Raw genomic sequence first — 11,952 nt, forward strand, 5'->3', positions numbered from 1 at the left:
TCGCGGCCATCGAAAAGCTGCTGGCCGAATGGAGACCCGCCTCCCTGGTGGTCGGGCTGCCGGTTCACCTCGACGGCACCGAACACGCCATGACGGTCCGCTGCCGGCGCTTCGCCAACCAGCTCCACGGCCGCTACGGCCTGCCGGTGGCCCTGGTGGACGAGCGCCTGTCCTCCGCCGAGGCCGAGGAGCGCCTCGCCGAGGCCGGGCACCACGGCTGGCGCAAGCAAAAGCCCCGGCTGGATTCCGCGGCCGCCCAGATCATCCTGCTCCAGTACTTTGAAAGTGCCCGACATGCAGCTTCCTGAAGCCGATCAGCTCATCGCCGCGCTGGCCGAGTCCATGCGCCCCCGCGTCACCCCCGACACCTGCCTGGTGGGCATCCACACAGGCGGCGTGTGGCTGGCCGAGCGCCTTCACGCCCTGCTCGGTCTGTCCCAGCCGCTGGGCAGCATCGACGTGAGCTTCTACCGCGACGACTACTCGGCCAAAGGCCTGCATCCCCAGCCCCGGGGCTCGCGCATCCCCTTCGACGTCGAAAGCAGCCACATCGTTATCGTCGACGACGTGCTCTACACCGGCCGCACCACCCGCGCCGCCCTCAACGAACTGTTCGACTACGGCCGTCCCGCCCGGGTGGACCTGGCGGTGCTAGTCGACCGCGGCGGTCGCGAGCTGCCCATCGCGGCGAGCTTCTGTGCCCTGACCCTGCCGGCTCCCCTGCCCGCCGGGCAAAACCTCCAACTTGAGCGCGACGACTCCGGCGCCCTCACCCTGAGGCTGATCCATGCGTAATCCCCAACTCAACAAGCACGGCGAACTGCAGCACCTGCTGACCCTCGACGGCCTGCCCCGCGCCATCATCACCCAGATCCTCGACACCGCCGCGCCCTTCACCGAAGTGGCCGAGCGGGAGGTCAAGAAGCTGCCCCTGCTGCGCGGCAAGAGCGTGTTCAACCTGTTCTTCGAGAACAGCACGCGCACCCGCACTACCTTCGAAATCGCCGCCAAGCGCCTGTCGGCCGACGTGATCAACCTCAACGTCGCCACCTCGTCCACCAAGAAGGGCGAGACCCTGCTCGACACCGTAGACAACCTGTGCGCCATGCACGCCGACATGTTCGTGGTGCGCCACGAATCCAGCGGCGCCCCGCACCTGATCGCCCAGCACCTGGAAAACACCGGCCGCGACCACATCCACGTGGTCAATGCCGGCGACGGGCGCCACGCCCACCCCACCCAGGGGCTGCTGGACATGTACACCATCCGGCACTACAAGAAGGAATTCCACAACCTCACCGTCGCCATCGTCGGCGACGTGCTCCACTCCCGCGTGGCGCGCTCCCAGATCGCGGCGCTGACCACCCTGGGCGTGCCCGAGGTCCGCGTCATCGGCCCGCGCACCCTGCTCCCCACTGACGTGGAAAAGATGGGCGTGCGCTACTGCGCCACCATGGAAGAAGGCCTGAAGGACGTGGACGTGGTGATGATGTTGCGCCTGCAGAACGAACGCATGAACGGCGCCTTGCTGCCCAGCCCGCAGGAGTTCTTCAAGGTCTGGGGCCTCACCGCCGACAAGCTGGCCCTGGCCAAGCCCGACGCCATCGTGATGCACCCCGGCCCCATGAACCGCGGCGTAGAGATCGACTCCGCCGTGGCCGACGGCAACCAGGCCGTGATCCTGCCCCAGGTCACCTTCGGCATCGCCGTACGCATGGCGGTGATGAGCATGCTCGGCAGCCACTGAAACGGATCCGCACGATGAACATCCTTATCCAGAACGGCCGCCTGATTGACCCGGCCAACAAGATCGACGCCCCTCAGGACCTCTTCATCGCCGACGGCAAGATCGTCGGTGTCGGGTCTGCCCCGGCAGGCTTCAGCGCTGCGAAGACCATCGACGCCAGCGGCCTCGTCGTCGCCCCCGGCCTGATCGACCTGGCCGCCCGGCTCCGTGAGCCCGGCTTCGAATACAAGGCCACCCTCGAATCCGAAATGGACGCCGCCATGGCCGGTGGCGTCACCAGCCTGGCCATCCCGCCCGACACTGATCCGGTACTGGACGAACCCGGCCTGGTCGAGATGCTGTGCTACCGGGCCAAGAAGCTTAACCGTGCGCACGTCTATCCCGTGGGCGCGCTGACCATCGGCCTGAAGGGCGAGCAGCTCTCCGAGATGGCCGAGCTGGTGGAAGCCGGCTGCGTGGCCTTCAGCCAGGCCAATACACCCATCCTCGACACCCGGGTGCTGTCCCGGGCCATGCTCTACGCCGCCACCTTCGGTTTCCGGATCTGGCTGCAGCCCATCGACCCCTACCTGGCCCGGGGCGGTGTTGCCCACGACGGCGAGGTCGCGTCCCGGCTCGGTCTCCCGGGCCTCCCGGCCAGTGCCGAGATCATTGCCCTATATACCTACCTGCGCCTGGCCCGTCAGACCGGCGCGCGCCTGCACATCACCCGCGTGTCCTGTGCCGAAAGCCTCGACCTGATCGAGCAGGCCCGCAAGGACGGGGTGGACGTGAGCTGCGACGTGGCCGCCCACCATCTGCACCTGTGCGACATGGACATCGGCTACTTCAACCCTCACTGCCACGTGATCCCGCCCCTGCGCAGCCAGCGGGACCGCATCGCCCTGTCGAAGGCCCTGGCCGATGGACGCATCAACGCCATCTGCTCGGATCACACGCCGGTGGATGATGATGCCAAGCAAGCCCCCTTCAGCGAGTCCGAGCCAGGCACCACCGGCCTTGAGTTACTCCTGCCCCTGACCCTGAAGTGGGCGGCCGAACACAAGCTGCCGCTGATCGACGCCCTCGCCCGGGTCACCTCGGAGGCGGCAAAAATTGCCGGCATCGCCAAGGGCGGTCACCTGTCGGTGGGTGCGCGGGCCGATATCTGCATCTTCGATCCGGACTGTCACCAGCAGATCACCCGCGGCATGCTCAAGAGTCAGGGCAAGAACACGCCCTTCCTGGGCCTTGAACTGCCGGGGCGGGTACGCTGTACGCTGGTCGAAGGCACGGTGATGTACGAAGCCTGAGTTTTATCCCGCGGAAAGGTCCTTCCATCCCAAGCACAACGGCGCCTCATGGCGCCGTTTGTCGTTGTTTCGTCGACACAAGAATTTAACAAAACCCGCCGAACTTCCATTGGCATATGCCGATAACACCCTCTCGGCGAGCATCGCTGGCCGACACAATAATCAGATCAATCCACTGCGGACAACACCCGTAGCTTGGCGATTCAGGGAGAAGAATGGTGATCAGCGGTTCAGTCGAGCAGGCTGCCGAGCGTTTGCGCAAGGCCGTCCCCATCATGGTGAAGCACGGGATTCCCGTGACCCCCCTCAATTACGCGCTCTGGTACACCTACGTCGCCAACGAGGATCCAACCCTGAACCAGCGTATCGACGACATCGTTGCCGCTTACGGCACCATTCCAGTGAGCAAGGCCGAGGACCTGTTCAAGGCTCACATTTCCCCCACGGGAAGCCACGAGACGGCCCTGGGACGCATGAAGGACGATCTGGAGAAGATGGTCCAGGGGATAGGAAAGGATCTCCATGCCACCATTGCCGGCACCCAGACCTTCAACTCGCTGCTCGACGAATGCAGTCGTGACTTGCGCGGGCCAACTTCCGTCAGCGCCTCCATTGATGACGTGTTCGGCACCGTGGAAAAGCTCCTGCAGGGCTCGACTGCCATGCATGAGAGCACCGCGCGCTTTGAGCAGCGTCTGAGCGCTGCCAACGCTGAAATCCGGCGCCTGCGTGACGAAATGGAAGCCCTGCGCCAGAACGCCATGCATGACGAGCTGACCGGGGTCTACAATCGTAGAGCCTTCGACACCGAGCTCGGGCAGTTCATGGGTCAAGGTGACCGATCGCCGGTCATCCACTTGGCGATGCTGGATATCGACCATTTCAAGCGGTTCAATGATCGGTTTGGTCACCCGGTGGGCGATCGCGTCCTGAGTCTGGTCGGCGCTCAATTGAACAGCGTGGCCCGGGTGGGCGTATCCGTGTATCGCTACGGTGGCGAGGAGTTCGCGCTGATCTTCTGTGGCGGCACCGCTGCCAAAGCGGTAGAGCTGGCCGAAACCCTGCGCCTTTCCATCGAACGCCTGGTACTCAAGGACAGCCGCAGTGGCGAACGCCTGGCCCACATCACCGCCTCCATCGGACTGGCCAGCCGTCGCCCCGGCGAGTCGGCCGCCGATCTGCTGACGCGCAGCGACAAAGCCCTCTACGAGGCCAAAGCCAGTGGCCGCAACCGGCTTTGCCAGGCATCCTGACACGCCAGCGGCTTGTGGCGAGAGTCAACGCGCCCGCAGGTGCCGGATGCGCTCATCCGTCAGGGGATGGGTCGAAAAATAGTCGGTCGGCGATGAAGCGGAGGCCACGCCATCACGGTCCGCGCCCTGCCCGGCGCCGGCCGGCGCCTCCATCCGCTCCAGGATGTCGGCAAGGTGACCTGCCGACATCCCGTTATCCGTCATCAGGCGCGCTGCATGATCATCAGCCTCCCGCTCGAAGCGGCGGGAATAGCGCGCCTGTGACAAAGCCGCCGGCACCCCTGCCAGCAGGGCGCTGACGTCACCGATATACCAGGCGGCAAACACGCCGACAGCAGAGCTTTCGATGGCCAAGCGCAAACCATGACGCTGACTGACATGGCCCATCTCGTGGGCCAGCACACCGAGGATCTCCTCGTCATTGCGGGCCAGGGCCACCAGTTCATCCGTCACCACGATCAAACCTGAGGGCAGGGCCAAGGCATTGGCCCCCATGCTCCGGCCGTGACGGAAAAGCAACTGTGGAAGCACCACGGGCCCGTCGGCCTGCTTCAGGTTAACGAGGCGCGCAGACAGCGCCTGCTGACGGGCTAACGGCAACTGGCTCGGCCCAAAGACATTGGCATCCAGCATCGCTATCGTCTCATCGCTCACTCGCTTTGCCAGCTCCGCCGGGACTCTCGCTGCCACCTGACGGGCGACGCGGGGCAGCAGCCACTCGTGGGCCAGCACGAGACACGCGGCCAGCGCCACAAGGGATGCCAGCACCGCCGTCGGCGCGAACTGCCAGCGCACCACATGGGCGTCCCGGTGACCACTGCGCGCCAGCATGACCCGGAACGAGGCATCGTCGGGCACTTCACAATGGGCACCATCGGGAAAGCTGATCAGCCGCGGGGAGCGGCCCAGAGGCTCGGAGAGGCGCAGCTCGGCCAATGCGTCCCGCCGCTCGACGTCGTCGCCACGCAGCACCAGCTCACCGTTGGCGACCGAAAGCGATACGGGGCGGGCGCGAGACGAGCGTCCGTTGAAATACAGTGCCGACACAGCCGGATCGGGCGATTCCATAACCTAAAGCCCCACGTCCACGTCGAACATTTCTGCGCTTTCTTCGCCAATGGCGGCAAGATCAGCCTCGGCGAAGGCCACAAAATCGTCGAGATCTCCCCCCGGTAGCATCGAGATGCTCTGCAGGCGATACTTCATCAGGCGCAACTCGGCAAAGGGGCGATACAGGCCGAGACTGAAAATGACGCCCAGCAGGTTGGTCAGGGTGATGAAGGCCAGACGACGGCCGGACACGACGCTGCGAAACCGGTGCGGCCCAAGGCTCAGGCCGTTCCACACCGCGTTCTGCACTCGCGCCGCCACGAAAGGCGCCACACACAGCATCATCGCAAAACCGGCCAGCAAGGCCATACCGCCAAGCATCGTCAGCACCCGGGTCTCCGCCCCTTCGTCCATGGACAGACTCTCTGCAACGCCAAGGCCAAGCAAAAGGGTGGTCGCGAGGGTCACCCCGATGGCAACCACACCAGCCACGAGATAAATGCGATAGATCTCGGCCCGGGACAACGCGCACTGGAACTCGCTGCGCCCGAAAGCACTGCTGCCGTACTGATAGACCTTCAGGGCATGCACCCACAGGGGAAAGGCGAGGCCGAGGGAGATGAGAATCAGGAGGGGGAGCCCGAGAAAAACCACGTAGGCCTGCCTCACACCGCCCCTGAACACAAAACGCAGGCCACGATAACTGCTGTTGTGCATCCTGAAACACAGGGAGCGGTGTAGCAGCCAGGGCATCACTGCCATCAGGATCACGAAGACGATAGCGGCGACTATGGGCTCTGTCTCGGCCGAGATTTGATATGCCATGAACATCAGGAAGGCGAGCGTCCGCCCCTTGAGGATGGAGAGCGGCTCGCCGTGATAATCAAAGGCGGCACCGGCAAGTGAGGTATGCCGGTAAAAGAAGTGCATGCGGCGAACTTTGGCCCAGGCCGAGTAGATTCCGAGGGTCAGGATGGTGAGCAGCAGATTCACCGCCCAGATGCCAAAATAATCCCTGCCCTGCCCGCTGAAGACAACCGGGAGCGCGTTTGTGTGTTTATCCATCATGCAGGAAGACGTGAGAAATATGCGCATTGTATTTGCACAGCCTGCATTACCGCTGCCCTGAACGAAAAAACCCGGGGTTCTCACCCCGGGTTTTCAAGCAGATCTGATCCAAAAACTACTTCTTGTCGCCCTGCAGGGCCTTTTCAAGCGCCTTCGCGGCATCGTCCTCAGCGTTCGGTGCGGGAATTGCATCCTTCTCGCCCCCTTCAGCCGGAGCCGCTCCAGCGGCCGGTTCATTGTCGAACTGGACGGGCGAATCGTCCTGGGGTGCGTCATCCGGAACGACGATCTCCACCTGATCCGTATCGACTTTCACCTGAGCGTCGAGGCCCATGGTGACAAGCTGCGGGAAAGCGATCAAAACGCCGACCATGATGACCTGGATGACCACGAAAGGCACGGCACCCCAATAGATCTGCGTGGTCTTGATGGCCGGCGGCGCCACCGAACGCAGATAGAACAGGGCAAAGCCGAAGGGCGGATGCATGAAGGACGTCTGCATGTTGACCCCCAGCAGCACACCAAACCAGATCAGGTCGATGCCGAGCTTTTCCGCCACCGGGGCCAGCAAGGGCACAACAATGAAGGCCAGTTCGAAGAAATCGAGGAAGAAGGCCAGCAGGAAAATCAGGATATTGACGACGATCAGGAAGCCCACCTGGCCACCGGGCAGATCAGCCAGCAGATGCTCGACCCACAGGTGGCCTTCGACACCGTAAAAGGTCAGGGAGAAGACACGCGCGCCAATCAGGATGAAGATCACGAATGTGGTCAGCTTGGCCGTGCTTTCCATGGCCTGCTTGAGCAGGGAAATGCTGAGACGCTTGCGCATCACGGCCATCACCAGGGCACCGAAGGCCCCCATGGCGCCGCCCTCGGTAGGGGTGGCAATGCCCAGGAAGATGGTGCCCAGCACCAGGAAAATCAGCATCAGCGGCGGAACTAAGGAAGTCAGCACCCGCAGCAACAGTTTGACACCGCGCAAGGTTCGCGCTTCGGGAGGCAGGGCCGGCGCTGCGCTCGGCTTGAACACCGCGATGAGGGCCACGTAGCCCACGTAGAAGGCGGTCAGCACCAGGCCGGGGATCAGCGCACCCTGGTACATGTCACCGACCGAACGACCCAGCTGGTCAGCCATGATGATCAGCACCAGCGACGGCGGGATGATCTGTGCCAGGGTGCCGGAAGCTGCAATGACACCGGTAGCGAGACGCTGGTCGTAGCCGTAGCGCATCATGATCGGCAGGGAGATCAGGCCCATGGAGATAACCGAAGCCGCCACCACACCGGTGGTCGCCGCGAGAATGGCGCCGACGAAGATCACAGCGAAGGCCAGACCACCGCGCACCGGGCCGAAAAGCTGGCCGATGGTGTCGAGGAGGTCCTCTGCCATGCCTGATCGTTCCAGGATCAGGCCCATGAAGGTGAAGAAGGGAATGGCCAGCAGCGTGTCATTGGACATGACACCGAAGATGCGGTCAGGCAGGGCCTGGAACAGGGCCGGGGTGAGCATGCCCAGCTCGATGCCGATCAGGCCGAAAACGATGCCGTTGGCAGCCAGGGCGAAGGCCACCGGGTAGCCGAACAGCATGAACAGTACCAGCGACCCGAACATCAGGGGCGCCATGTTGGCAGCAATGAATTCCATTTAGACGGCCTCCCCACGTTGCTGCTTGATGGCCTTGGCCAATTCCTCTTCAGCCGAGGGCGCCTTTGCCTTGGCGTTGGGATCGGGGATCAGACCCTTCAGAAAGGCAACGCGCTTGATGAATTCCGACACCCCTTGCAGGATCAGCAGCGAGAAGCCGAGAGGGACAAGTGCGCGCACCGGCCAGATGATCAGCCCGCCCGCATTCGACGAATACTCGTTTTTGAGAAAAGCGTTGATGAAGATCGGCCAAGAGAGGTACAAAACGGCTACGGCCATCGGCGCAAGAAAGAAAAGCGTGCCGATGATGTCGATCCACGCATGGGCCCGTGGCGAGAATCGGCCCGAAACCACATCGATTCGCACATGTTCATTGCGCATCAGGGTGTAGCCCGCACACAGCAGAAAAATGGCCGAGAACAGGTACCACTGGATCTCAAGCAAGCCGTTGGAGCTGTAATTGAAGGTGTAACGCACGAAGGCGTTGACAGCGCTGATGAGGGTCACGACCAGGACGAGCCAGATCGTCGCCTTGCCAACACCCTCCGAAAGCGCATCGATAGCGCGTGATAATTTGAGCAGGGCCTGCACGTCCCGCACCTCCTTTAGTGTGAAAATCCATTTGATCCAGGCTGCAAAAGCCCGTATCTGCTGGGCTGGGATTATCGGCGAGATAGATCCTGCAACAATCAGGGATTACGCCTACCGTAGCGTCAATACGGCCTAAAGCCGGTGCTGGCGCGGGTTTCCCCCAACCCGCCGGCCGCGATTCGCCACCTTGGCAGGCCATGCGATACTTGCGGTTCCTCTCCCCTTTCCTTGCCCGCAGTCAACCATGACCACCCGCATCTGCCTGGTTCGCCACGGCGAAACAGCCTGGAACGCCGAACGACGCCTCCAGGGCCATATCGACATCCCGCTCAATGACATCGGCCTGGCCCAAGCCCGTGCCACCGCAGCCAGCCTGACCAACCAGAGCTTTGAGGCCGCCTACGCCTCCGACCTACTTCGCGCCCGTCAGACGGCCGATGCCATTGCCACCCGTTGTACCCTGCAGCCCGCCATCGACGCCCGCCTGCGCGAGCGGCACTACGGCGTTTTCCAGGCGCTCACCTATGACGAAGCCAGGGCGCGCTTCCCAGAGGACTATCAGCACTTCGAAAGCCGCGACCCCGAGTTCGTGTTTCCTGGTGGCGGCGAGAGCCTGCGGCAATTTGCCGCGCGCATCCATGAGGCTCTCCATGACATCGCCACGCGTCATCAGGGCGGCACAGTGCTGGTGGTAACCCATGGCGGAGTCCTCGACGTCGCCCACCGTCTGGCGACGGGCAAGCCCCTCGAAACACCACGTGACTTCACCATTCCCAACGCTGCACTGAACTGGATCGAGCGAGATGGCGTGGATTGGCGGCTGATCGCCTGGGCCGAGCAGCGTCACCTGAAGAGTGCGCTGGACGAATTGCCCAACACCTGACCTAGGGTAAGGCTGACTTTCCCCTAAAGTAATTCCGACTCCGGCCGTATGCAGAAGGCAATCCATTGCCAATATGGCAAGCACGGCTGGAGTCCTTCATGTTGAAATTGAACCGTCTGTCCCTCGTTCATCAGATCGCCCTCGCGGCAACCTTCGTCAGCATTCTCATCTTCTCCGGACTGATTGCCTTCACGACATATTTCGCCGAACGCGCAGCCCTCGCGAAGACCGAAGAGGAATTGAACAACCAGATCAGGGGCATCGTCAGGATGCTTGAGCTCAGCCACGGCAATGCCACATCCCAGGCAAACAAGGGCCTGGCCCGGCTGAAGGACACGACGGGGCAGCTCCGATTCGGTCCTGACACCATGGCGTCCGGCGACTATCAGGTACCGGTCGTACGTAGTGGTGATCGCATTTTCAACAGCAATACCGCCGTCCTGGAGAGCATAAAACGTCAGATCGACGCAGACCCCGCCCTGCTGATCCGGGTCGGTGACGAATTCGTGCGCGGCGCCACCTTGCTCAAGACCAAGGAAGGGAAAAGCAGCGAGGGCACGCCCATTCCGGGAAACAGTCCGGAAGCCAAGGCACTGCTGAGCGGCAAGAGCTATACAGGTGTCGTCAAGCGTTCCGGAAAGTATTACATCTCGGCCATCGAACCCATACTCGGCGACAACGGCAAGGTCATCGGCGCGCTAGCGGCCCGGGTGGACATCCAGGGTGACATGGATCGCCTGTTCAAGGCCCTTGGTGAGATCAGGTCCGGCACCACGGGCTATACCTACGTGCTTGCACCTCATGAGGAAGCCGCCAAGACTGAACTCATCCATCACCCCAGCTTTGCCGGAAAAACCCTGGGCGAGATCGGCAACCCGGCCCTTACCGGCATCGTGGCCGAGCAGGTTCAGCGCAAACAAGGGGCGATGACCTACGCCTGGAGCCGTCCGGACAGCTCCGATACGGCACAGAAAATGGTCGTGTTCGACAGTGCCCCCTCCTGGGGCTGGATCGTCGCCACCGGCAGTTTCATCGACGAATTCACCGCAGAAGCCCGCCAACTCCGCAACAACCTGATCGCCTTGTGTATTGGTGGAGCCCTCCTGCTCGCTGTCGTGCTTTATTTCATCACCCGCAATCGCCTGTCCCCCATCAAGGGCCTGCTAGACGCCACCCGTCGCATTGGCGATGGTGACCTGAGCGTCCGTTTCCCCGACACCTCGGCCGACAGCGCCAACGAGCTGGACCAGATCACCCGCTCGCTCGACAGCACCACCCGCAAGATCGGCACCCTGATTGGCGACGTGATCCACACTGCCAATACTGTCAAGGAGTCAGCACGTACCGTGAGGCTGGGCTCCGATGAAGTGGTCAATGGCACCGCCTCCCAAAGCGAAGCGGCGGCGGGCCTGGCGTCCGCCATCGAAGAGTTGTCCGTCAGCATCACCCATGTGTCCGACAGCGCAGCGCTGGCCCGGGACATCACCCAGCAGGCCCAGGCGCATGCCGACGACGGCGGCCTCAAGGTGCGAAACATGATCAGTGGCATGGACCGTATCGCCCAGGAAATCAACAAGGCCGGCGAGGCGGTAAACCTGCTCTCCGAGCGCTCAGCACGCATATCCAACATCGGCAAAATCATCAACGAAATCGCCGACCAGACCAATCTGCTGGCCCTCAATGCTGCCATCGAGGCAGCCCGGGCGGGCGAAAGCGGCCGCGGATTTGCCGTGGTGGCCGATGAGGTGCGCAAGCTGGCTGAACGCACCGCCAGTTCTACCCGGGAGATATCGGTGACCGTGTCCGAAGTGCAGGGTGAGGCCGACCGTGTCGTCGCCATGATCAAGGGCGTTACCGACGAAGTTAGGGGCGGCGTGCAGTTCGCCACCGACTCGGGTGCTGTGCTCGACACCATCCGTAACGAAAGCAGTCGCACAACTGGCGCCGTCAACGACATTGCCGATGCAACGCGGGAACAGAGTGCTGCCAGCCAAGATGTGGCCCGCGGTGTGGAGCGGATCGCCCAGATGGCCGAACAGAACAATCAGATCACCCGGCACACCCACGGGCAGACCGCCGTGCTCGAACAACTGGCTGCCGACCTGGAATCCAAGGTCAGCCACTTCCGGGTCTGAGAAGGCTCATCCCGGGCGTGCCCACCCCTCAACAGGGGTGGGCACGCACTGTTTTGGAACACCGGCTTTCGGCAAGCATGAACGGCCGTGTTAAACTTCTCTTTTGACTCAAACCCACCCGGATCGCCATGTTTTCCAAGCAAAATACCCTCGCCAAGGTCGACCCCGAACTCTGGCAAGCCATTGAGGCCGAAAACCGCCGTCAGGAAGATCACATCGAACTGATCGCGTCCGAGAACTACGTTAGTGCAGCCGTCATGGAAGCCCAGGGCTCCCAGCTCACCA

At 62.7% G+C, this 11,952-nt stretch carries 11 protein-coding genes and 1 pseudogene; 8 read left to right on the forward strand and 4 right to left on the reverse strand.

Annotated features, from left to right (window positions below):
* The 5 genes from ruvX to ACIQ09_RS19745 form a co-directional block, all read left to right on the forward strand.
* The coding region (gene ruvX, locus ACIQ09_RS19725; protein ID WP_398313727.1) for a Holliday junction resolvase RuvX at positions 1-308 on the forward strand (308 nt) is incomplete at its 5' end.
* Positions 295-795 (forward strand): bifunctional pyr operon transcriptional regulator/uracil phosphoribosyltransferase PyrR, encoded by a 501-nt coding sequence (gene pyrR, locus ACIQ09_RS19730; RefSeq protein WP_169145210.1) that lies wholly within the window; start codon positions 295-297, stop codon positions 793-795. The genes ruvX and pyrR, both read left to right, overlap by 14 nt.
* A complete protein-coding gene (locus tag ACIQ09_RS19735) occupies positions 788-1,747 on the forward strand; it encodes an aspartate carbamoyltransferase catalytic subunit (protein WP_398313730.1) in 960 nt (319 codons plus the stop codon). Before pyrR ends, ACIQ09_RS19735 begins: the two co-directional genes overlap by 8 nt.
* 14 nt (positions 1,748-1,761) lie before the next feature.
* Positions 1,762-3,039, forward strand: a complete 1,278-nt coding sequence (locus ACIQ09_RS19740) for a dihydroorotase (RefSeq protein WP_398313732.1) — start codon at positions 1,762-1,764, stop codon at positions 3,037-3,039.
* 215 nt (positions 3,040-3,254) lie between these two features.
* A complete protein-coding gene (locus tag ACIQ09_RS19745) occupies positions 3,255-4,292 on the forward strand; it encodes a GGDEF domain-containing protein (protein WP_398313734.1) in 1,038 nt (345 codons plus the stop codon).
* A 24-nt stretch (positions 4,293-4,316) separates the two neighbouring features.
* Here ACIQ09_RS19745 and ACIQ09_RS19750 read toward each other — a convergent pair whose 3' ends face one another.
* From ACIQ09_RS19750 to ACIQ09_RS19765, 4 genes are all read right to left on the reverse strand, one after another.
* Complete coding sequence (locus ACIQ09_RS19750) at positions 4,317-5,360, reverse strand: M48 family metallopeptidase (protein WP_398313736.1); 1,044 nt, start codon at positions 5,358-5,360, stop codon at positions 4,317-4,319.
* Between the two features lie 3 nt (positions 5,361-5,363).
* Positions 5,364-6,437 carry a YjgN family protein gene (locus ACIQ09_RS19755; protein WP_398313738.1) on the reverse strand — a complete coding sequence of 358 codons (1,074 nt, stop codon included), beginning with the start codon at positions 6,435-6,437 and terminating at the stop codon, positions 5,364-5,366.
* A gap of 88 nt (positions 6,438-6,525) precedes the next feature.
* The gene (locus tag ACIQ09_RS19760; RefSeq protein ID WP_398313740.1) at positions 6,526-8,058 is read right to left on the reverse strand and encodes a TRAP transporter large permease subunit; all 1,533 of its coding nucleotides are present in this window, start codon (positions 8,056-8,058) and stop codon (positions 6,526-6,528) included.
* Positions 8,059-8,649 (reverse strand): TRAP transporter small permease subunit, encoded by a 591-nt coding sequence (locus tag ACIQ09_RS19765; RefSeq protein ID WP_398313741.1) that lies wholly within the window; start codon positions 8,647-8,649, stop codon positions 8,059-8,061.
* Between the two features lie 244 nt (positions 8,650-8,893).
* Between ACIQ09_RS19765 and ACIQ09_RS19770 the strand changes: the two genes are divergently transcribed.
* The 3 genes and pseudogenes from ACIQ09_RS19770 to glyA form a co-directional block, all read left to right on the forward strand.
* The gene (locus ACIQ09_RS19770; RefSeq protein ID WP_398313742.1) at positions 8,894-9,532 is read left to right on the forward strand and encodes a histidine phosphatase family protein; all 639 of its coding nucleotides are present in this window, start codon (positions 8,894-8,896) and stop codon (positions 9,530-9,532) included.
* 98 nt (positions 9,533-9,630) lie between these two features.
* Positions 9,631-11,667, forward strand: coding sequence for a methyl-accepting chemotaxis protein (locus tag ACIQ09_RS19775; protein WP_398313743.1), 2,037 nt, complete (start codon positions 9,631-9,633; stop codon positions 11,665-11,667).
* A gap of 128 nt (positions 11,668-11,795) precedes the next feature.
* Positions 11,796-11,952: pseudogene (glyA, locus tag ACIQ09_RS19780) on the forward strand (serine hydroxymethyltransferase); the annotation flags it as partial.

It is taken from the genome of Zoogloea sp., assembly GCF_044344315.1.
Classification (GTDB): domain Bacteria; phylum Pseudomonadota; class Gammaproteobacteria; order Burkholderiales; family Rhodocyclaceae; genus Zoogloea.

Coding starts and splice junctions, on each gene's coding strand:
- pyrR (WP_169145210.1), top strand. CDS start 295: ATGCAGCTTCCTGAAGCCGATCAGCTCATCGCCGCGCTGGCCGAGTCC.
- ACIQ09_RS19735 (WP_398313730.1), top strand. CDS start 788: ATGCGTAATCCCCAACTCAACAAGCACGGCGAACTGCAGCACCTGCTG.
- ACIQ09_RS19740 (WP_398313732.1), top strand. CDS start 1,762: ATGAACATCCTTATCCAGAACGGCCGCCTGATTGACCCGGCCAACAAG.
- ACIQ09_RS19745 (WP_398313734.1), top strand. CDS start 3,255: ATGGTGATCAGCGGTTCAGTCGAGCAGGCTGCCGAGCGTTTGCGCAAG.
- ACIQ09_RS19750 (WP_398313736.1), bottom strand. CDS start 5,360: ATGGAATCGCCCGATCCGGCTGTGTCGGCACTGTATTTCAACGGACGC.
- ACIQ09_RS19755 (WP_398313738.1), bottom strand. CDS start 6,437: ATGCGCATATTTCTCACGTCTTCCTGCATGATGGATAAACACACAAAC.
- ACIQ09_RS19760 (WP_398313740.1), bottom strand. CDS start 8,058: ATGGAATTCATTGCTGCCAACATGGCGCCCCTGATGTTCGGGTCGCTG.
- ACIQ09_RS19770 (WP_398313742.1), top strand. CDS start 8,894: ATGACCACCCGCATCTGCCTGGTTCGCCACGGCGAAACAGCCTGGAAC.
- ACIQ09_RS19775 (WP_398313743.1), top strand. CDS start 9,631: ATGTTGAAATTGAACCGTCTGTCCCTCGTTCATCAGATCGCCCTCGCG.